Here is a 21954-nt window from a genome sequence, read left to right as displayed (position 1 = left end):
GGATCACTCTCCTTCATGAGCAGCCGCTTCAAGCTCTGCCCCGTCGCGGTCTTGTTCATCAATCAGCTCAAGGAAGAGCCGCACCGTTTCGTCATCCGGAACGGCTCCACCCGTTTGCCGGGTGAAGAACCGGCGGAACAACTCTTCTACAGGCAGCTGCTCGCGCACCGCCGCATCCGCCAAGGCCGGCTTGTCCGCATCCGGATAAACAGGACGGATGTGAATAATACCGGCGTGCAGCTTGCGCAGCTGCTGAATCTGTTCCATTGTAATCATCTCGTTCATTGTGATCTCCAGATCAATCCAAGCCTTGGCATCCCGTTTCTCATCCAGCCAGCTGTGCACTTCAGCAATCCCGCCCTTGGCCTTCCAGGAAACAACAGGCCGGCCGCAGGACAGCAGCAGCTCCCGGGGTTCCACCGGCTCTCCGGGCGCGGCATCAAACAGCATGACCGACTTGGCCTGGCCGCCCTCTGAAAAGCTGTAAGCTAGCGGTGATCCGCTGTAGCGGACGGTCTCTGCACCATGAACACGCTGTGGCCTATGGAGATGGCCTAGGGCTACATACTGGGCCCCGATTTGAAAAGCGGACGGATCAACCGTGTAGGCACCCCCTACCTGGATCGGGCGCTCCGAATCAGTCTCCGCCCCTCCAAGCACGTAAACGTGGCTCATCGCCAGGTTCACCGTACTTGGCCTGAAACCTCCAGCGAGACCTCGCATCAGCCTGCTCACCCGTTCCGAATAGGCACTGCGAAGCTTGCCTTCGTCGGTATCTTCGCTAAGAAGCTCCCTCAGGCGTGATTCAGACGGGTACGGCAGGGCCGCTATCACCGCCAGTTCTCCTGTGCGCGGTATTCCGATCTCAAGCGCCTGTCCGGTCGCAAGGCCTGCGAGATGAATTCCGCTCTGCCGTGCAAGCGGAGCAGCGGCGGAGATCCTCTCCGGCTGATCATGATTCCCTGCAATAACGGCAACCGCACGGCGGCCTCCGTCTGCAAGGCGAGAGAGCGCCTCAAAGTAGAGCTGCTCCGCGGCAGCAGGCGGATTCACCGAGTCATAGACATCACCTGCCACAAGAACCAGGTCCACTTCCTCACGGTTCACGATGTCTGCCAGCTCATCTATGAATGCCGCCTGCTCCTCCAGACGGCTTCTCCCTTCCAGCGTCCGGCCAAAATGCCAGTCCGCCGTATGCAATATTCGCATAACCGTGCTCCCTTCATTGTCCAGGCAGCTGAACGGACTCTCCCCCGTCAAAGAAAAAGACGTGGCGTTCCGTCACCTTTTTGCCAAGTATCCGGCCAACCGCTTCCGCATACAGCTCCATTTGGAAGCGATGCCGCTCGGCCGCCTGTTCATAATCACCGTTAACGATCCGGTCCGTCTTATAATCGAGCAGCACAAGTCCCCGCTCATCCTCGAACAAACAGTCAACTACACCCTGGATGAAGACCGGTTCCTCCGCTGATTTGCTGTCCAGAATAACAGGGTGCACAACCTTGGCTGGCACCGTACAGCTGAACGGCAGCTCCCGCTTGATCCAGGAAGCCTTCACCATCCTCTGTCCCAGCTCACTGGCATAGAAGGCGGCAATCGTATTTGCATCCACCGCCTCCGCCTGTGCGGGCCTAAGTAATTGGCGCCGCACCATGTCCTCAACTAGGGTTCGGATCGTATCCGCATCCTTGGGTCCTTCCAGCGGCAGAACCTGCATGACCAAGTGGCTGACGGTGCCGCGTTCCGCTGCAGTTAGTGTCCTGCTCTCCATAAAGCGCGGGCGGCGAAGCCGGAACGACCCCGCCTGGGTCGGCAGTTCAGCCGACCGCTGGGAATCCGGCAGCAGCTTGCCTTCCGGCAGCGGCTCCAGAATTTCGGCATCCGCGGCATGCTGTGCTTCCGCTGTAAGCCGCTTCAGCTCGGTGACCGATGTCTTCGCAGCAATTGTTGCTGCCGACTCGTATGCATACCGCCATGACAGTCTTTCTTCAACTAGAGCTGCTGCCGCCGAGCTTTCAACAAGCCCGGCTGTCCGGAGAGCTGCCAGCCGTTCTTCCATACGTGAAACTTCGATCCCGTCCGGCTCTTCTGCCGCCGCTGCCGCCTCCAGTCCGAAGACAGCTGCCGGGGCAATGCCAATGCGCCAGCCCTTGACTTTAACCGAACCGCCGGCTTCATCCGCTGCAAGCTCCGAATCCGCCGAAGGTATACCATGGGCCGCTGCGAGCGGCATTATCCAATCCAGATAACGCCTCGCAGCAGACAGCTCATGGCTCGGCAGGCGGCCATCCTCCGCTCCTGCCGCTACGCCCTGCCAGCGCTCCATCGCCTTAGCGGAATCCGCGACGCTGCCGAGCAGAATCATCTTCTCCTTAGGCCTTGTCATTGCCACGTAAAGCACCCGCATCTCCTCGGCCAGCGTCTCCATGCGCATCCGCCTCTTCACGGCCATATGCGGCAGCGTCGGATAGCTGATCCGCAGGTCAGTGTCAATGAATTTGGGACCGAATCCGAGCTGCTTGTGGAGCAGGAAGGAACCGTTCAAATCCTGCATATTGAACATCTTCCCAAGCCCGGCTGCAAATACGACCGGAAACTCAAGACCTTTACTCTTATGAATCGACATGATCCGAACGACATCCTCCTGCTCGCCAAGCGCTCTCGCCGTTCCCAGATCGCCTCCGCTGTCCCGCATCCGGTCAATGAACCGCAAAAAGCGGAACAGCCCCCGGAAGGACGTCGCCTCGTACTGGCGTGCGCGGTCTAGCAGAGCGCGCAGGTTCGCTTGACGCTGCTGGCCGCCCGGGAGCCCTCCGACCAGATCAAAGAACCCCGTCTCCCGGTAGATGCGCCATAGCAGATCGGCAAGCGAGCCTTGACGCGCTTCATTCCGCCATATGGCAAGGCGTTCCATGAAAAGCGTCAGCTTGTGATCCGTTTCCCCGGGCAGCAGGGACTGCTCAACCGCCCTTCGGACAGCTTCATAGTATGGACCTTTGCCCGCATGTATCCGGATTCGCGCCAGCTCCTCCGCGGTCAGGCCGAATAATGGAGAGCGCAGTGTGCCAGCCAGCGGTATATCCTGGTACGGGTTGTCAATGACCCGCAGCAGGGAGATCATAATTTCAACTTCTGTTGCTTCAAAATAGCCGCTGCTCAGCTCCGCATATGCCGGTATTCCCTGAGCCTGCAGCTCTTCCACGAGCACAGGCGCCCAGCTTCGGGTCGCCCGCAGCAAAATAACAATATCCCGCCACTGCAGTTTCCGGTGCACGCCTTGCTTTCCGTCATAGACTCGAAGCGGAGGCTCGCCCGCAGCGGGGTCTCCGTCCATCAGCCTGCGAATACGGGAGGCGATCCAGCGGGCTTCAAGCTGGGCGGTCTGCATGTCGGCCACAGCCTCCGCAGCCACTCTGTCCGAAGGCTCCTCCTCCCCGGCAGATGTCTCCCCCTGCTCCTCGCCATCAAGCGGCCTGCCCCTGTCAATAATGACGCACTCAACCTCATAGGCAGGCGCCTCCTCGGGAGCCGGCTCCGGATAAGGAGCGCCGCAGACCAGTTCCGCGCTCTTGTCGTAATCCATCTCCGCTACCGATTCATGCATGATCGCTCTGAACACATCATTGACCCCGTCGACCACCTGGGGGCGGCTCCGGAAGTTGCGCGCCAGGTCAATGCGCAGGCCCTGCGAGCTATCACTGCCAGACACGGCTGAGGCAGCGGATACCGCTTGCTGGGTGTCCGGGAATTCATCAGAGATGCGGTCCGATATTCCAGCAGACGCGCCGTCTGAAATGACGTCTGACGACACGTCCGACAAGGACACAAACGATTTATACTTGGCCAAAAAAAGATTCGGCTCCGCAAGCCTGAACCGGTAGATGCTCTGTTTCACATCGCCTACCATGAAGCGGTTTCCAAGCCCCGGACGTGCAATAAGCGAGACGATGGCCTCCTGCACCATATTCGTATCCTGATATTCATCCAGCAATATTTCGTCAAACTGCTGCTGATACTCAAGCGCCGCCGGCGATGGGATCGCCTGCTCCGGCGTCGAATCCGGATGCCGCAGAATTCGCAGGCAGTAATGCTCCAGATCGCCAAAATCAAGCAGACCGCGGCGGCGTTTGGCCGCCTCGTAGCGCTCCGAAAACTCCATTACTAGCTGAGCGAGCGCCTCCATCTGCGGCGCAAGGCGACGCAGCTCATCAGCGAATGCCTCCGGCGCCCGCCCGAACAGCTCGTCTGCCAAATCAGTCACAATTGACTTGGCCTGCTCCCGAAGCTTCTTCACGCGCTCTTGAAGCTCCTTGTCCAGATCACTGCCGCGCACAGCCTTCAGCCTGCCGAATTCAGCTCCTCGAAAACGGTCATGCCACACCGTCCAACCCTCATCCATGACCACGTCAAGCAGTTCGCGCACCATCGCCAAATCCTCTTCAAAGGTTGGTACGTAAGCTGCCGGGCCTCCCGCCTTCTTCGCAGCGGACAGTGCTTGCTCCAGCAGAGCCGCAGCGCCTTCAAGCGACATCAGCAGATCGCTCTTCAGACAATCCACCCATACGCTTGTTTCCAGGCTGTCCGCATCCTCCACACGGAAGGAAGCCGCTGACTGCTGCAACCAATGCTCGGGCCATGGATGACTGCGCGAAAAATCATAGAGCTGCTGGACAAGCCGGACCAGCGGCTCATCGCCTCTTTCACCGCCAAATGCATCGGCCAGACGCAGGAAGGCACCATTATCTGCTGCACCCTCATACTTGGCTTCAAACAGCTCGTCCAGGACTTCCATCCGCAGAAGCTCAGCCTCGGTTTCATTTGCAATACGGAAGCCGGGATCAAGACCTATAAGCGGGTAAAAGCGCCGGATAACATCCTGACAGAAGGAATGCAATGTCGTGATCGCCGCGCGGTTCATCAGCGCAAGCTGCCGCCTCATATGCTCGGACTCAGGCTGCGAGTCCAGCGCCTTCTCGAGCGCAATGCGGATCCGCTCCTTCATCTCAGATGCCGCTGCCTTGGTAAAGGTTGCCACGAGCAGCCGGTCCACGTCCGTATCGGCTGATATCTTCCGGATAATCCTTTCCACCAGCACCGCTGTCTTACCCGACCCGGCAGCAGCGGCTACCAGCACATTGCGGCCGCCCGTCACCACGGCGCGCCACTGGTCATCGGTCCAGGAGCTGCCTTCGGGCTTGGACGGGATTAAGCCGGCCACCGCTCTGTTAGTACTCGTTGTCATGGTTTGCACCCCCCCTTCCCTTATCGGTCTGATCACCGCTGCTGCTTCCACCATCGCGAACCTCTTCCAAACCCGGAGAACCGAAGACGCTTATATCGTCAGCACCTTCCACGCTCTCAGCGGCTCCTGCTTCAAGCAGCTGCCAGATTTGTTCTTTAGGCGGCTTGGCCAGCTTCACATAACGATTGCCTTCAAACAGCGGATCAAACTGGCATACCGGCTTATACGAGCAAAATTGGCACGGCATCTTGGCTCCCATCCGGTAAGGTGAAATCGTAATCTCCCCATCCATAATCCGGCTGCCGATACGCTTGATCGTCGTACGGACCGAGCCGCGCAGCACCTGCCACTGTTCCCGTGATACGACAGAGGAGGAGCTGTAGAAGCCTCCGTCCTTCTTAAGCGCCGCCGGCAGCAGCTCTGAATGGCCGCTCTCCAAATCTGCGTCCATCAGCCTGACTGCGTGCTCCTCCGCCAGCAGCAGCCCCTTCATCTTGAACCGCTTCAGCATAAGATCGCCGGCCTGCTTCTCGCTAAGATTGTTAGTTGTTCCTAGAAGCGGATTGTGAACATGGAAATACAGTACACCCGCGGGAAGCGCAGGCCTGCCCAGCCAGCCTTCCGCATGGGTCAGAAGAACATCCAGGTAGGTCAGCATCTGCAGAGTGAGGCCGTGCACAACATCCTCCAGACGAAGCTGTGTTTCCGAGGACTTATAGTCCAGTACGCGCAGCAGCAGACCTTCCTCGGTCTCTGCTGCGTCTACGCGGTCAATACGTCCGATTATTTCCATGGATTTTCCGCCCTTGAGCTGCAGATTCAACGAGGGCAGCTGTCCGCCTGGACCGAAGCCGACCTCAAGCCCGACCGGCTTGAAGGCAGCCCTGCGGGCATGCTCGCCCAGTACAATCGCCGCCTGTGCAACAATTTCCTTCAGCTTCTGCGAAATGTATTGGTACCGGCTGCTGCTCAGCAAAATACTGGATTGCAGCCGCGGGGCGAGCTCATCGACAATACCGCCTGCAGCCTGGCGAATCTGGCTTGGCGCCACGGTTCCGTAGCCGCTTCCCAGCGTCTCTGCAAGACGTGACAGGGCTGCATGGAACAGCTGGCCGATATCCGGCGCTTCAAGACGGTACAGCCGCCTCTCCTGCAGCCGCAGCCCGTGGCTGACGAAATGCTGGAACGGGCAAGCCACGAAGCGCTCCATGCGGGAGACGCTCGCCTTCAGATGATCGCCATACAGCAGCCGGGCCGTTTCTCCAGAAAGATAGACTTCCTCGTTATAGAAGGACAGCGATCCGGTCAGCAGCAGCAGCCTGTCATGCCACTGCGGCCGCTTGGCATACCAGTTATAAATATCCCACCAGAAATCCGCTATCTGCGCACCCTGCCGCCAGGCACGAAGCTGGGTAATCAGGTAAGACAGCGTGCGTTCAGGATGGCGGATAAACCCGAGCTGCTCTTCTTCCGGCATATCTGGAGACGGCTCTCCTCCTTCAAGACGTTCCTTCACACCGGGGAACATCAGCTTGATATGCCGAATTACCTCGGACGGAAGCAGGCTTTTCCCTTCCTCGTCCGAGAGCGCATAGCTAATCCACAGATGACGGCATGGCGTGGTCAAAGCCACGTAGATCAAAAACCGCTCGTCAAGCAGTCTTCTTCTTACACTTGGCGCTACTCGGATGCCGGCATCCGTCAGCCGCTCCCTCTCCTGCTCGGTCAGCAGGCCGTCTTCCTGAATCCGCATCGGCATCACACCATCATTGGCGCCCAGCACATAACAAATCTGTACACTTGTTGAGCGCGTTCGGTCCATGCTTCCGACCAGCACCTGATCAACAGCCGGAGGTACGGATGCCAGCTTCAAGCTGTCCAGCCCGGTCTCAACCATTCCAGCGAACAGCTCCGGCGTCACACGTTCATCGCCGGCAAGCTCCACAAGCTGGTCAAGCAAATCCATCACGCCATCCCAAAGCTGCCGGTGCTCACGGGCTCTGCGCACTTCACCTCTCTCAAGCGCTTCGGCGCTCCAGGCCTCCAGCCGGTCAGCTGCTTCCGCTTCATCGATTAGACGGTAGAGCGCCATGCACATGCCCTTGACGTCATCCGCTTTCTTCAGCCGCTTTGCCAGCTTCTCCAGCGGCCTGACTATGGCTTCCCTGGACCTGAGCAGCTCTCCAAAGCGTTCCGGCTCCATTTCACGCGCCTGCCCCGGCTCATCCTCGAGCGCATCCTGCATCAGCGGCTTCCAGCTGTTGTCATCGAGCCAGCGCCAGCCGTCAATTCCCGCTGCAAGCACATAGTTTTCCAGCCGGTCCAATGCCTCCCGGTCCACCCCGTCTTTCTCACCCAGCAGCATCTCGGTTTTCGCGCAGCGAAATACAGCCTCATACCGCCAGCCTTCATTGACCGTCTCCAGTGCGGAACGGATCAGCTCCACAAGCGGATGATGATTGACGCTCTGCTTCTGATCCAGGAAGACCGGAATGTCATAGTCGCCAAACACAGCGGCTATGTAATCGTTGTAATCCTCTGCTGTCCTCACCATTACAGCGATGTCCCGCCAGCGCAGATCATCCTGCTGCACGCGCCGGACGATGTCCCTGGCGACCGCTTCCACTTCCGCCCGCCTGTGGACGGCAGCGTGTATCGAGATTCCGCAGCGCGGGTCCTCCGGCCGGCAGGCTGATTCATCCGGCACAAGCATCGGCATCCGGCTGCGGAAGTGACGCTCCAGGTGGTCCAGCATAGGACTGTCCGCAAACCGGCGAAGCGGCTGCTCATTAAGCAGAACCGGCGGAAGCAGGTCTACTCCTGCATGCTCAGCCAGCTCACGGAGCTGGTTGTAAGTCTCCGCCGTGGGATGGAACAGGTCCAGCTCATGCGGCTGCTCACCTGGACCGTAAGGCCTGTCCAGGCATAACGCTACGGTTACATCCGCCGCACAGCTCATCATAACGCCAAGCGCCTCGATCTCCTTAGGGGTAAAGCCATAGAAGCCGTCTACCCATATCCGGGCAGAACGCAGGTACTCCACATTGGGAAATCCTGTGGACAGCCATCCAAGACTATCCTCTGCGTCCATGTACAAGCCCTGAAGCGCATTCTCCATCTCTCGGTATATAAGCTGTACATCTTGCAGCTTCCCCCCGAGCAGCGGGCCTTTGGCAGCCGGACTCTCGACTTGGGCCAAACCGTCCAGTATGTCCGGCGTGACACCGTACCGTTTGAATTCCGTGAGAAGCTCGTTTAAGCGCTCAATAAAGCCCTGCTGCTGAAGACCAGCAGAAAAAAGCTTGAGCTCCGGGCCAAGACGTTGTACGATTTTATATAAAAGCATGTTCTTGCCATTATCGCTAATCGGGATGAGCGCTGTGCCGCCCGTCTCCTGCATCACGCGAAATGCGAGCCGCCGGAAGCTCATCACTTGAGCCCTGATGGTGCCGGCAAGCCCCGGGGTGCGTGCGAGCGCATATTCTGTCTGAAATGTAGCCTGTTCAGGCACCAGCATAATAAGCGGCGGCCCGTCCGGGCCAAGCTCCAGCTCCCTGCGAATTTCGTCCAGACATAACCGTGTCTTGCCGGCACCTGACCGTCCCAGCACAAAGCGCAATGCCATTCGGTTTTCCCTCCCGCTGCCTGTTGCTTGTCTATTTCTATTAAAAATCATTCTATCATACCAAGCTGTGGATTTCATGCCATTAAACAAACATCTGTTCGTTCTTTGGCTTGTAATATTTGGGTAATCATGCATGCCGCCGCTCCGCCAGGAAATCCTAGTAACAGCATCTGTGATAAGTCAGCGAAGGAGGACCTCCCATGAAACCTTTCATCATTCGAAGTGTAAGCGTTATACTAATTGCCTCTATGCTCTTCTCGATTCCAGCTCATCCGGAGGCCGCGAATGCCGCAGCTGATCCTATGAGCGGGACCGACAAGCCCCTTATTATCGCTCACCGCGGCGCTTCTCTATTTGCACCCGAGAACACAATGGCAGCCTTCCACAAGGCTGTTGAAATGGATGCTGATATGATTGAGCTGGATGTTCGTTTGACGAAGGACGGCATTCCTGTCGTCATCCACGACCCCAAGGTCAATCGCACCACCAGTGGCAGAGGGAAGGTATCCGGCATGACCTACAAGCAGCTCCGCGAGCTTGATGCTGGCAAGCACTTTCGTCAGGCTTTTGCCGCTGAGCGAATCCCTTCACTTGCAGAGGTGCTGGATACCTTCAGTCCGGGAACCCCGCTTCTCATTGAGCTGAAAGACCCTAAGCAGTCCCCGGGCATTGAAGAAATTATAGCCGGTATGCTAAAGAAGCGCAGGTTGGACAATTCCGCGGTCAGCGGCATCGTCGTTCAATCCTTTGACCGTTCCTCCATGCAAAAGCTTAAGGTGCTGCTGCCCCGACTCTCCATCGGCCTTCTCGTCACAAGAGCCGGTAAGCTAAAAAAAAGCGAACTCAAGAAAATCTCGCAATATGCCGACTATATCAATCCGTCACGGAAGGGGCTCAGCACCTGGACAATCCGGCTTATTCAATCGAGCGGCATGCAGGTCTATGTATGGGATATTCGCTCGGAACGGCAGGCAGTGGCAGTGATAAAGGCTGGCGCAGACGGCATTATGACCAAGGATCCGGAGTTTCTCCGAAGCTTAAAAACACGTCTTGCGGATTGAGCACGCACCGCTCCAGCTTTTACCTCCCGCCAGCAGATACACGAGGCTTCTAATCGGGTATAGATACCTGTACACCGAAAGGAGGCAGAAGGCCATGGAATATCGAGAGCTCTACATTGAAGCCTTTGAGATGCCGAACATTGAGCCGCCAGCTCAGCCGGATATTATGCCGCCACCGGATTCGCCTGATACGCCGGGAATTCCCGGTACACCGGAAATCCAACCCGAGAATCCGCCAGACATACAGCCAGAGCCTGCTCCGGAAATCCAACCGTCGATTACACCAGATGTTCCGCCCGTTATTCAGCCGGAAATTGAGCCGGACCCTCATCCGGATTTGCCATAAGAGAGCGGATCGCAGTTTCTCCGGCTGCGGAGGAGCTTCGTCCAGACGCTGCTTCAGCTGCCAAAAATGTCCGTCATCCGTATGATGGCTATCATGCAGAGGACGGACATTTTTTGTGTTTGTGAGACAGGTTAGATTATCGGCTGCGGACTTCAAAGATGGCAAATTTAAGGTAATGTCCCTCATTTACACCCAGGAGCTGAGGGTGGTCTTTACCGGCGGCCCGCCATTCGATGAGGCGAAGTGTCTTGCCCGCATCAACGGCTGCGTCGGCAATCGTCTCCAGAAACAGCTCTGGACGCATATGGTAGGAACAGCTTGCCGTGACAAGATATCCGCCTTCATTGACGAGCTTCATTCCCTGCAGGTTGATATCCTTGTAGCCTCTGCAGGCACCGGATACCGCACTTTTGGATTTGGCAAAGGCCGGCGGATCGAGAATGACGACATCCCAGGTCCGCCCCTGTGCTGTCAGCGGCCTGGATGTATCTACCTTCCTTCCTGCCTCACCGGCAGCCGCTCGCTCTGTACGCTCATCCAGCCCTTTGGCTTGACTGCGCAGATAGTCGAAAGCATCCGCAACGACAAACTCTACCCGATCCTCAAAGCCATTGCGCTCAACATTGGCACGGGCCGTTGCGATTGCATGCTCCGATACATCCAGACAGGTAACCCGCTTGGCACCGTACTTGCAGGCATGCAGAGTGAAGCTTCCGGTATGAGCAAAGCACTCCAGCACAGTTGCTCCGTCCCAATAAGGAAAGGTAACGATTTTCCCATTCGGATTAACGGGCACCAGCACCGCACCGTCCGCCTGCACAGATCCCGCAGGCAGGGGGGCCGGAAGCTCTTCAGCCGCCCACTGCTCCAGCCGGATGCCGCTTCGCAAGCCCCAGCCTCTCATCAGCGGTGCAATGGAGGCCCGATTTTCGCGCTGGTCATAGAAATAACCCGTCTTCTGTCCCCCGATAATATCCACTTCCATCGACAGACCATTCTCAACAATCGTCACATGGCGGGGACAGTCTCCATATAGTACCCCTGTACGCTCCTCAAGTCCCTCAAGCGTTCGCACCGAAACATCGGATCGTTCATAAATCCCTTGCGGCTTAAAGACGCGGACCAGCGCCTCCACGATCTGCTCCCGTCTGATATCCATACCAAGCGTAAGGAGCTGGACAACGAGGACATCCCCAAACCTGTCAACGGTTAGTCCCGGCAGAAAATCCGCCTCCCCGTAAACGAGCCGGCAGTCGCGCGGATTGTCCAGAAAACGCTGGCGGTGAGCCATACAGTCTTCAAACCGGCGCACGAAAAAGTCAGTGTCCATCTCCGCCAGTTCTCCGAATGAGACAACCCGCACGGTTATTTGGGACTGCGGATTATAGTAACCTGTAGCAAGCTGCTTGTCCCTGTGATCCTTGACTGCTACCAGATCTCCGGGCTCCGCCTCCCCTTCCAGCCGCTCGATTTCGTTCCCGTAAATCCACGGATGCCCCTGCTCCAACCTCTTCTTCCTCTGTTTATGTAAACGAACTGCTGCCTGTAAAGCCATACGCATCGTCTCCTGCTCTCTTGTTCGAATTGGTCCTGCTAGCCATGCCTGTCATGCCTGTCTCCTTGCGAGCATAAAGTAGGGTAGAATCGCATGAAAGGAGCCTGCCTTACGATGGTTCACGCCGTTATTCTCCCCATGCTGCTTGGCTTCACCATCTTTATGACCGGCATGAAGCTAATGGAGCTGGCCCTGCACCGGTGGGCAGGCCCTTATCTGAAAGCCGTGCTGGAACGCTCCACCCGAACGCCGCTGCACGGGCTAATTACCGGCACTGCCACCACAGCTGTTCTGCAAAGCAGTACGGCTGTTACTGTTATCACAATTGGTCTTGTCAACGCCCGGCTCCTAACCTTCCCGCGCACGCTCGGAATCGTGCTGGGCACGAATATCGGAACCTGTTTGACCACTGAGCTAATCGGGTTAAATCTGAATCAGCTGGCCATCCCTATGATGGCTCTCTCATTTGTCGGATGGGTAGCCAGCGTGCTTCTATGGGAAGCTTCACCACGGCGGTCGGAACGGCAGCCGGAGCCCGCATGGCTGGTTCCTCTCCGCTACGGATCGGTAGCCGTATTCGGCTTTTCCCTGCTGATGCTTGGCATGACGGTCATGCAGTCGATCGCGCCAGCCATTGAGAAGACGGCACTGTTCACCTGGTTCATTGACAAATCAGCCAGCAGCCCGCTATGGGGAATCATTGCAGGCGCTGTCCTATCAGCCGCCGTGCACAGCAGTGCGGCCGTGATTGCCATGATGATGGGACTAGCTGCCTTCGGTGCACTGCCAGTTGAACTCGGGATAGCGTCCGTGCTCGGCGCCAATATCGGAACCTGCTTTACCGCGCTGCTCGCCTCGATTGGCGGGACTGCAGCCGGCCAATTCGTAGCCTGGTCTCATGTGGCCCTTAACGTCGGCGGAACCCTGCTGTTCCTTCCGCTCATCGGAGAGCTGACTGCTGTATCAGCCTTCATTACCGCTTCGCCTGGCAGTCAGGTTGCCCATGCCCAGACTATCTTTAACCTCGTCTGCTCACTGCTTGCCTTTCCGCTCTGCTACCTGCCTGTATGGAAACGAAAATCAGCGCCGCCCGGCAGCCCTCCTGCAGAATCTGAAGCAGCGTAGAAGATTTTATTCGGAAGCTCCGACTGCTCGGCAGCCGGAGCCAAGCTGCAGGTTCCTGCTGCTGCTTGCTCAGCCTTCCACCGGGATACCAAGGAGCTTTAAAGCACCGGCCAGTATGCGGTCGTTATTGTCATAGCCAGATTGCTTCTGCCTCCGCCAAGCTTCTTCCGGCGTGAACCAATCCACTCCCCGGATTTCCTCCACCTGAGCCTGCAGCTTGCCGCCCACTGCTTCCACCAGGTAGTAATGAACCTCCTTATTTACCATCCCCTTTGTTTCGTTATGGTATTTGTATTTAATCTGATCGACTGGAGCGATGATCCGCCCTTTAAGCCCTGTCTCCTCCGCGATTTCACGCAGTGCGGTCTCTTCAACCGTTTCTCCCGGCTCCATCTTCCCCTTGGGAAGCGAGATTTTGCCGTAACGGTCCTGGATTAACTGGATTTGCAGCCGGCCTCCGACTTTCCGGTAGACGACTCCTCCCGCGGATATTTCCTTCATGTCCCGCTTCCCCTCCCTCAGATCCTCTATGTATAGGCAGAAGGGATTCCCAGTACAGCTTGCGCCGCGTCCGGAAATCCCTGCTGTCTTCGGCTGCTTAACCTGCTGCCGTTGCCTGATGCGCCATGCTCGCAGCTGTGCTGATCAGCTCACCTTTGCATTCGTTCACGCCTGCTTCCGTGATCCGGACGCTGCAGAGCTGCCCAATCAGCGATTCATCACCCTTGAACACAACTTGTATATAGTTACCCGAGTAACCCATCACGTACCCCGTTCCCGGTGCACCCTTGTAATCCCGTTCAGGTATCACATCCAGCGTCTGCCCGACAAACGGCTGGGCATAGGCAAGCTGCATGGATTCCGAAAGATCAATCAGCCGGTGAACACGTTCGTTCTTCACTTCCTCATCCACCTGGTCCTCCATCCTCGCGGCCGGCGTACCGGTCCGTTTGGAATACGGGAACACATGCATTTCCGCGAATTTCATCCGCTTCATGAAGTCGTAGCCTGCTTCAAACATCTCATCCGTCTCACCAGGGAAACCGACTATTACGTCTGTTGTAATCGCTACACCCGGCATCGCTTCATGGAGGAGCTCGATTTTACGCGCAAATTCTTCTGTCGTATATTTGCGGCGCATGCGCTTCAACACGGAATCATCGCCCGCCTGCAGCGGAATGTGCAGATGGCGGCACATTTTCGGGGAGCGGTTCAGCACCTCGATAACCCGATCGTCAATCTGGCTTGCCTCAATAGAGCTAATACGAATCCGCTCCAGCCCGTCCACCTTATCCAAATCCCACAGCAGGTCGGCCAGCTTGTAATTCTCGAGATCATCCCCATAGCCACCCGTATGAATACCTGTCAGTACAATTTCCTTGTATCCTGCCGCCACAAGCTGCCTTGCCTGGGCAATAACACTCTTCGGATCACGGCTTCTGGACAAGCCACGCGACCAAGGAATAATGCAGAAGGTACAAAAGTTATTGCAGCCCTCCTGGATTTTGAGAAACGCACGCGTCCGCTCTGCAAAATCCGGTACATCCAGCTCCTCAAATTCACGGGTCTTCATAATGTTGCGCACCGCATTGACCGGTTTGCGGTCTTCCTGAATTTGATGAATGTAGGTCATCAACTTGTCCCGGTCCTGCGTTCCGATTACCAGATCGACACCCGGAATCGCCATGATTTCCGCTGGCGAGGTCTGGGCGTAGCACCCTGTCACCGCGATCACCGCATCAGGGTTTCTGCGTACCGCCCGCCGTATAATCTGTCTGCTCTTCTTATCCCCTGTATTCGTTACCGTGCAGGTATTAATCAAATAGACATCAGCCGTCTTCGTCTCGAAGTCGACCTGCTCATAGCCTTCATTCTTAAACAGCTGCCATATGGCTTCCGTATCATAAAAGTTGACTTTACATCCCAAGGTGTAAAACGCTACCGATGGCATTGTAGTTCAACTGCCTCCCATCTCTCCGGATTCATACATAATACAAGTTAGTGCAACCATCGCTGCCGTCTCCGTCCGCAGTATCCGCGGACCAAGTCCGACAAGACGGGCTCCGGCCGCCTCCGCTTCCTCAGCTTCACGTTCCGTAAAGCCCCCTTCCGGACCAACGACGATCAACAGCCTGGGCCTCGCCGCATCCAGAGATGCCAGATCTCTCAACAGCCCGCGCAATCCGCTCGACGCAGATCCGCCAGCCCTCTCATAGCAAAATAGGACGGCATCGTAGCCGGACATACGGGCGGTTAACTGCTTCCAGCTGCAAACCGGTTCGACATCCGGGATCATACTGCGATGAGCCTGCTCGGCCGCTTCCTTGGCAATTTTGCGCCAGCGCTCCAGCCGTTTGCCTTCCTTCTTCGCATCATATTGCACGATCATCCGCTCGGACTCGAACGGCAGGAACGAAGCCGCTCCTATCTCCGTTCCCTTCTGAATGACCAGTTCCATCTTATCTCCCTTTGGGAGGCTCTGTGCTATGGTAACCGACCAGGCAGGCTCTCCCGTCACCGGCCTGAACTCCGCCACCTCGGCTTCAACGAGCTCCGGCGAAAGGCGGCGCAGTACGGCAAGTGCCTCGCGCCCTGCTCCATCACTGACAATGACCTCATCGCCTTCTTTCATCCGCATGACGCGGACGATATGGCGGGCATCGTCTCCCGCAAGGGTAACCTGCCGGTCCGCAAACGCCTCCGGCGCCACAAAATATCGCTGCATCTCGTTAACCAACCTTCATCATACACGTTTTGTTCGGCTTTCGCCATAGAATTTCCCGGCTTGCGAGCCTTCCAGCTCCAGCCTTACCGGTTAAAAACCCTATAGAAGTTGTACCAGTCCACCGGACTGAATACCAGCTCATACAGATCCCGAAACCAGTAAATAATCGGCATGGACTGCGAGAACAGCGGGTCAAGGGTAACCTCACGCAGAGACGGGATAAACACAATCAGCAGGAAAATGAACATCCCCCAATGAGCGTTCTGATCCATCTTGATACGAACTCTCTGCGGAGCCAAATCTTCAATAATCCGGTAGCCGTCCAGCGGCGGCAGCGGAATCAGATTAAAGATAAAGAGCAGAACATTAATTAATATCATATAATTCAGCAGATGGATAATCGCACTCCGCATCCCATACGATACTGTATGAAGCAGACCCGTCTCATTTAACACGTAAACAGCCAGAATACTGACCGCTGCAATCAACAGATTGCTCAGCGGACCGACCGCGGAAACAATGATTCCCATCAGCCTCGGAGATTTGAACCGGCCCCGGTTGACCGGAACCGGCCTGGCCCAGCCAAAACCCGCGATCATAATTAGAATCGTTCCCAGCACATCGAGATGCATAGCCGGGTTTAAGGTTACCCGGCCGGCATTATAAGCAGTGTGATCACCGAATTTATAGGCGCTGTATGCGTGAGCGAACTCATGCAGCGTGAACGCCACCACCAATGTAATCATAATAAACGGGAAATCTTCAATCGGGTACCACAGCAGCTTCTGCAAAAAATCCATTTAGCCCACCGGCGGCTTTCTGGCCACAATCGCGGTCCACTTGTCCTCGCGCTCCCGGCTCTCGATTACAAATCCGGCGATCTCCAGCGCTTCTGCCACGGCAGCTTCCTTATTCTCGTAGATCCCGGATGCGATGTAGATGCCGCCTGGCTTAAGTGCCTCATAAACATCTCCGATAAACAGCAGAATAATCTCCGCCAGAATGTTGGCTACAACCAAATCTACCGGCACTTGAACATTCAGAGCTGTTCCATCGCCCGCCTCACTGCTGCGCAGTACGCCAAGCAGGTCGCTCAGGTGTACCTGAACAGCCGACTCCAGGCCATTGAGCCGGGTGTTTTCCTTCGCGCTGGATACAGCAACCGGATCAAGATCCAGAGCTAACACGCTGCTGGCTCCCAGCCGGACAGCACCGATTGCCAATATCCCCGAGCCTGTACCGACATCAATAACCTGTTCACCGCCCTTAATGACGGAATCCAGCGTTCTCAGGCAGAGCGCGGTTGTCGGGTGGGTACCTGTACCGAACGCCATGCCGGGATCAAGCTCGATGATCCGCTCGTCCGGTCCGGCTTCATATTCCTCCCAGGTAGGCTTGATCGTCAACCGTTCCGAGACCCGCAGCGGCTTGAAGTACTGCTTCCAGGCATTCGCCCAGTCCTCTTCATCCACCAGCGCTTCCGCAAACGTATAGCTTCCTGGTTCAATATCATAGGAACGCAGCTCGTCAATCCGTGTTCTAAGCACACTCTTGACATCCTCCATATCCGTTCCTTCCAGAAAATAGCCTTTAATGACCGCATGGCCCTCCGGAATATCATTAAGCGGTACCTCATACCACTGCCCGAGCGATGTATCACGCGGTTTGTTAAGTGTACCCGATTCCTCGACAGATACGCCGTCGGCATCCATCTCATGCAAAAAATTCGTGATCATCTCGACGGACTCTTCTGTCGTCGAAATGGTAAGCTCATGCCATTTCACTCTTATTTTCCTCCCCTGAACGGTAAACCTGCCAGCGTCTATTTTACACCAGAACCTCTCCCAGCACAAAGAATTGCCCCAATCAAAAAAGGGTACGCCCAAGCTGCCACTTCTGTGGCAGTTGGAACATACCCTTGCCTATCCGTTCATGATAGCGAATGTATCCCTGCGGTGCCTCCGGATTCCCGGATCACCTGCACGGCACGGTCCACGACAGCCTCGTCTAAGGTAGCCGTTAAGGAATGTCCGTCGCGGCCTGTCATAATACCGGATGCCCGGAGCGCTATCAGCTTCAGCTCGGCTTCCCGGACCGACTGCGCTCCCTCGAATGAAGCATTGACCTCGTAGGTATCCATGCTGATACCCCGATCCTAAGAACGCTCAGCCCGACGGTCCGCCGCTTCAGCCCGTTCCCGGGCCTCGCGGTCGTTCTGGTCAGCAAGCTCTTCCGAATATTCCACATCCTCGAATTTGGCTACAGGCAGCTTCCGGTTCATGCTGTCCGGCTTATTATCCGTCATGTAAGTCCCTCCTTCGCGTGACTTCGGCATCAACCGCCGCGTCATACGAAGATAGGATGCACCGCGCACACCAAAATATACAGCTGTCTATTCACCCCGAAATGCCTTCTTCATCCGTTCAAAGATGGATTCGTGATGCTCCTCCTGAGCAGAACCCGATGTGCTTGGCGTTCCCATAGAGCCTGACAGCTGGCGCAGCAGCTCCTTCTGCTCCTCTGACAGATTCGTTGGTGTAACTACGGTTACCTTGACATGCTGGTCTCCTTGGCCATAGCCGCGGAGCCGAGGCACGCCCTTGCCCTTGAGACGGAAATAGGTGCCCGTCTGCGTACCGGCCGGTATTTTGAGCTTTACCTTCTCAGTCAGCGTCGGAATTTCGATCTCATCGCCGAGAGCAGCCTGCGCAAATGTCAGCGGCACCTCGCAATAGATGTCGTCGCCCTCACGTTCAAAGAAGGAATGCGGCTTCACCCGGATGACAATGTACAGATCGCCCGGCGCACCGCCGCGGGCGCCGGCTTCCCCTTCACCCGATAAACGGATCTGGGCACCGTCATCTACACCGGCCGGAATCCGCACACTCAGCTTGCGCTGCTTCTTCACCTTGCCCGCTCCGCCGCAGGTTGTGCACTTATCCTTGATCACACGGCCGGAGCCTCCGCAATTGGAGCAGGGTCTGCGGTTAACGATCCGCCCGAATGGCGTGTTCTGGACAACCTCCTGCTGCCCTGCTCCACGGCAGACCGTACAGGTTTCCGGCTTCGTCCTGGGCTTGGCGCCAGAGCCATGACAGGTATCACAGGTCTCTGTCCGCGGAATGGTTATCTCGGTTTCCTTCCCGAATACCGCTTCCTTGAACTCGATCGTCATTGTATACTGCAGGTCGTTACCCCGCTGTGGCGCGTTCGGGTCACGTCGTCCCCCGCCGCCGCCGAAGAACATGTCGAATATATCGCCAAACCCGCCGAAGTCAGCTCCGCCCGCACCGCCGCCAAAGCCTTGGTTCGGATCCACATGACCATAACGGTCATATGTGGCCCGCTTCTGGTCATCGCTTAATACGTCGTAAGCTTCCTTGACTTCCTTGAATTTTGCTTCCGCATCCGGCGCCTTGTTCACGTCCGGATGATACTGCCGGGCAAGCTTGCGGTACGACTTCTTGATATCGTCGGTAGAAGCATCCTTACCAAGCCCCAGCACTTCATAATAATCCCGTTTCTCCGCCACGTATTCACCCCCGCAATATTGCTGGCCGACAGCTTAGTCCTGACACAAGCACAAAACGGCTCGCCCTCCTTCAAGAAGGGCGCCACCGTTTCATATACCGGCCGATATGCCATCCTCCATCACAACCGCATGCCATAGCTGCGGCCGCTAGCAGGTTATTCCGATTTCTTGTTGTCGTCCACGACTTCGTAGTCTGCGTCTACTACGTTGTCCTTGCCCTTCGCTTCTCCGCCTGCTTCAGCGCCGCCGTTAGCCTGCTGGTCAGCCGATGCCTGCTCATACAGCTTAACCGACAGCTGCTGAACGATTTGAGTAAGCTCTTCCGTTGCCGCATTGATTTCTTCCAGATTGTCGGTTTCAAGCGCCTTCTTAACTTTCTCCTTCGCTTCTTCCGCCTTCTGGATTTCACCTGCGTCTACCTTATCGCCAAGGTCCTTAATAGTCTTCTCGACGGTATAGACGAGCTGGTCCGCGCCATTCTTCGCTTCAACAAGCTCACGGCGCTTGCGGTCTTCCTCTGCATTCAGCTCGGCATCCTTCATCATCTTCTCGATCTCTTCATCGCTCAGACCGCTGGAAGATGTGATCGTAATCTTCTGGGACTTGCCAGTTCCCTTATCAAGTGCGGATACATTCACGATACCGTTAGCGTCCAGATCGAAGGTAACTTCGATTTGTGGTACACCGCGCGGCGCCGGCGGGATATCACCCAGCATGAAGCGTCCCAGCGACTTGTTATCACGGGCCATCGAGCGCTCGCCCTGCAGGACGTGAATTTCTACGCTCGACTGGTTATCCGCATAGGTGGAGAACACTTGAGATTTGCTTGTCGGAATCGTGGTATTCCGGTCGATCATCTTCGTAAACACGCCGCCGGCTGTTTCGATACCGAGCGACAGCGGAGTAACGTCAAGCAGAACAACGTCCTTCACATCACCGGTCAGTACGCCCGCTTGGACAGCTGCGCCAAGCGCAACTACTTCATCCGGGTTAACGCCCTTATGCGGATCTTTGCCGATCAGCTTCTTAACAGCTTCCTGTACAGCCGGAATCCGTGTAGAGCCGCCGACAAGAACTACCTTATCAATATCGCTTGTAGACAAACCGGAATCGCTTAGCGCTTGACGGGTTGGACCCATCGTGCGCTCTACCAGACTTGCCGAGAGCTCTTCGAATTTAGCACGGGTGAGGTTCATCTCCAAGTGCTGAGGAACACCGTCAACCATCGTAATGAACGGCAGAGAAATCGTTGTCGTCAGCACGCCGGACAGTTCCTTCTTCGCCTTCTCAGCTGCATCCTTCAAGCGCTGTACAGCACCCTTGTCCTTGGACAGGTCTACGCCCTGCTCCTTCTTGAACTCGGAGACCAGATGATCAATAATGACTTGGTCAAAATCGTCACCGCCGAGACGGTTGTCACCGCTCGTTGCTTTTACTTCGAAGAAGCCGTCGCCAAGCTCCAGAATCGATACGTCGAATGTACCGCCGCCAAGGTCATACACAAGAATGGTTTGATCCTCGGACTTCTCAAGACCATAAGCAAGCGCTGCTGCTGTCGGCTCGTTGACGATACGCAGCACTTCCAGGCCTGCGATCTTGCCCGCATCCTTCGTCGCTTGACGCTGGCTGTCGTTAAAATAGGCCGGAACTGTGATGACTGCCTGTGTAACAGGCTGACCGAGATATGCTTCAGCATCGGACTTCAGCTTCTGCAGAATGATAGCGGAAATTTCCTGCGGCGTGTACTCTTTGCCGTCGATTGTTTCCTTATGGCTCGTTCCCATATGGCGCTTGATCGAAATGATCGTGCGGTCCGGATTGGTGATTGCCTGGCGCTTGGCTGTCTCGCCAACAATACGTTCTCCGTCCTTCTTGAAACCTACGACCGATGGCGTGGTGCGGTTGCCTTCCGGATTCGGAATGACAACTGCCTCTCCGCCTTCCATAACGGCCACGCAGGAGTTAGTTGTACCAAGGTCAATACCGATAACTTTACTCATTATTCAGCTTCCTCCTTGTATCGTCAGTTCAACTTAAGTAAGGTTCATGTTGAAAGAAATGCTGTAAGTATCGCTCACAATGGTCAGATTCAGGGATTAACCGCTGACCTTAACCATAGCCGGGCGCAAAACCTTTTCCTTGAGCATGTAGCCCTTTTGAAGCTCCTCCACAACAGTACCCTCTTCATATTCATCCGATTCGACCGTCATCACCGCTTGATGGAACTCAGGGTTGAATGGCTGACCCACGGATTCCATCGGACGAAGACCTTCCTGCTCAAGCAGCTGCGCCATCTGGCGGAAGATCATGTCCACACCTTTCGATAGGGCATCAAAGTCGCCGCTTTCCTTGGAGGCTCCGATTGCCCGTTCGAAATTGTCCATAACCGGCAGCAGCTGCCCAACCAGCTTCATCGAAGCATACTGTGCCAGCTCTTCCTTTTCCTTCTGAGTCCGTCTGCGGAAGTTATCATAGTCCGCCTGGGTGCGAAGCAGCCGCTGTTGATGCTCCTCCACAAGCTGCTCAAGCTCCTTCTCCCGGTCGGTCGTCTGTGTAGCTTCCACAGTCTCTTCGGCTTCTTCCCTGCTGTCTATATCTTGGTTGACCCCGGCAGTATCTTGTGTTTCTTCCGCCTGGTTCAAGGTTTCATCCTGTTCAGTAGCCGTGTTTACCTTCTCTTGCTCTGCCACGTATCATTCACCTCCTTAAAATGCAGGGCTCACCCCGTATAAGGAAAAGCCCT

General features: G+C 56.2%; 17 protein-coding genes. 3 read left to right on the top strand and 14 right to left on the bottom strand.

Annotated features, from left to right (window positions below):
- Positions 1–3: 3 nt before the first annotated feature.
- The 3 genes from L1N82_RS00400 to addB are packed head-to-tail and all read right to left on the bottom strand — an operon-like array spanning position 4 to position 8867.
- Entirely contained in the window at positions 4–1209 is a 1206-nt protein-coding gene (locus tag L1N82_RS00400; RefSeq protein WP_235285358.1) for an exonuclease SbcCD subunit D, read from the bottom strand.
- A gap of 13 nt (positions 1210–1222) precedes the next feature.
- Positions 1223–5242, bottom strand: a complete 4020-nt coding sequence (addA, locus tag L1N82_RS00395; RefSeq protein ID WP_235285357.1) for a helicase-exonuclease AddAB subunit AddA — start codon at positions 5240–5242, stop codon at positions 1223–1225.
- A complete protein-coding gene (gene addB / locus L1N82_RS00390; protein WP_235285356.1) occupies positions 5226–8867 on the bottom strand; it encodes a helicase-exonuclease AddAB subunit AddB in 3642 nt (1213 codons plus the stop codon). The genes addA and addB overlap by 17 nt, the downstream gene beginning before the upstream one ends.
- A 200-nt stretch (positions 8868–9067) precedes the next feature.
- Between addB and L1N82_RS00385 the strand changes: the two genes are divergently transcribed.
- On the top strand, positions 9068–9928 hold the full coding sequence (locus L1N82_RS00385; RefSeq protein ID WP_235285355.1) for a glycerophosphodiester phosphodiesterase: 861 nt from the start codon (positions 9068–9070) through the stop codon (positions 9926–9928).
- Between the two features lie 94 nt (positions 9929–10022).
- Positions 10023–10274 (top strand): hypothetical protein, encoded by a 252-nt coding sequence (locus tag L1N82_RS00380; protein WP_235285354.1) that lies wholly within the window; start codon positions 10023–10025, stop codon positions 10272–10274.
- A 136-nt stretch (positions 10275–10410) separates the two neighbouring features.
- On the opposite strand, the gene L1N82_RS00375 is transcribed toward L1N82_RS00380, so the two are convergent.
- Positions 10411–11835, bottom strand: coding sequence for a class I SAM-dependent rRNA methyltransferase (locus L1N82_RS00375; RefSeq protein ID WP_235285353.1), 1425 nt, complete (start codon positions 11833–11835; stop codon positions 10411–10413).
- 108 nt (positions 11836–11943) lie between these two features.
- Between L1N82_RS00375 and L1N82_RS00370 the strand changes: the two genes are divergently transcribed.
- Complete coding sequence (locus tag L1N82_RS00370) at positions 11944–12954, top strand: Na/Pi cotransporter family protein (protein WP_235285352.1); 1011 nt, start codon at positions 11944–11946, stop codon at positions 12952–12954.
- A gap of 69 nt (positions 12955–13023) precedes the next feature.
- Here L1N82_RS00370 and L1N82_RS00365 read toward each other — a convergent pair whose 3' ends face one another.
- The 10 genes from L1N82_RS00365 to grpE all read right to left on the bottom strand — a co-directional run bounded on the left by L1N82_RS00365 (position 13024) and on the right by grpE (position 21901).
- A complete protein-coding gene (locus L1N82_RS00365; protein WP_235285351.1) occupies positions 13024–13455 on the bottom strand; it encodes an NUDIX hydrolase in 432 nt (143 codons plus the stop codon).
- Positions 13456–13552: 97 nt separating this feature from the next.
- Entirely contained in the window at positions 13553–14905 is a 1353-nt protein-coding gene (mtaB, locus tag L1N82_RS00360) for a tRNA (N(6)-L-threonylcarbamoyladenosine(37)-C(2))-methylthiotransferase MtaB (RefSeq protein ID WP_235285350.1), read from the bottom strand.
- A 6-nt stretch (positions 14906–14911) separates the two neighbouring features.
- Positions 14912–15679 carry a 16S rRNA (uracil(1498)-N(3))-methyltransferase gene (locus L1N82_RS00355; protein WP_235285349.1) on the bottom strand — a complete coding sequence of 256 codons (768 nt, stop codon included), beginning with the start codon at positions 15677–15679 and terminating at the stop codon, positions 14912–14914.
- A gap of 83 nt (positions 15680–15762) precedes the next feature.
- Positions 15763–16479, bottom strand: coding sequence for a site-2 protease family protein (locus L1N82_RS00350; RefSeq protein ID WP_235285348.1), 717 nt, complete (start codon positions 16477–16479; stop codon positions 15763–15765).
- The gene (gene prmA / locus L1N82_RS00345) at positions 16480–17463 is read right to left on the bottom strand and encodes a 50S ribosomal protein L11 methyltransferase (protein WP_235285347.1); all 984 of its coding nucleotides are present in this window, start codon (positions 17461–17463) and stop codon (positions 16480–16482) included.
- A 146-nt stretch (positions 17464–17609) separates the two neighbouring features.
- On the bottom strand, positions 17610–17819 hold the full coding sequence (locus L1N82_RS00340) for a hypothetical protein (RefSeq protein ID WP_235285346.1): 210 nt from the start codon (positions 17817–17819) through the stop codon (positions 17610–17612).
- 15 nt (positions 17820–17834) lie between these two features.
- Positions 17835–17984, bottom strand: coding sequence for a YfhD family protein (locus L1N82_RS00335; RefSeq protein WP_235285345.1), 150 nt, complete (start codon positions 17982–17984; stop codon positions 17835–17837).
- Between the two features lie 87 nt (positions 17985–18071).
- Complete coding sequence (gene dnaJ / locus L1N82_RS00330) at positions 18072–19211, bottom strand: molecular chaperone DnaJ (protein ID WP_235285344.1); 1140 nt, start codon at positions 19209–19211, stop codon at positions 18072–18074.
- Positions 19212–19366: 155 nt separating this feature from the next.
- A complete protein-coding gene (gene dnaK, locus L1N82_RS00325) occupies positions 19367–21211 on the bottom strand; it encodes a molecular chaperone DnaK (protein WP_235285343.1) in 1845 nt (614 codons plus the stop codon).
- A 96-nt stretch (positions 21212–21307) separates the two neighbouring features.
- Entirely contained in the window at positions 21308–21901 is a 594-nt protein-coding gene (gene grpE / locus L1N82_RS00320) for a nucleotide exchange factor GrpE (RefSeq protein ID WP_235285342.1), read from the bottom strand.
- Positions 21902–21954: the final 53 nt, after the last annotated feature.

The organism is Paenibacillus tarimensis (genome assembly GCF_021532315.1).
GTDB classification, from domain to species: Bacteria; Bacillota; Bacilli; order Paenibacillales; family Paenibacillaceae; genus Paenibacillus_I; species Paenibacillus_I tarimensis.
This window is presented reverse-complemented; position numbering and strand designations above follow the sequence as displayed.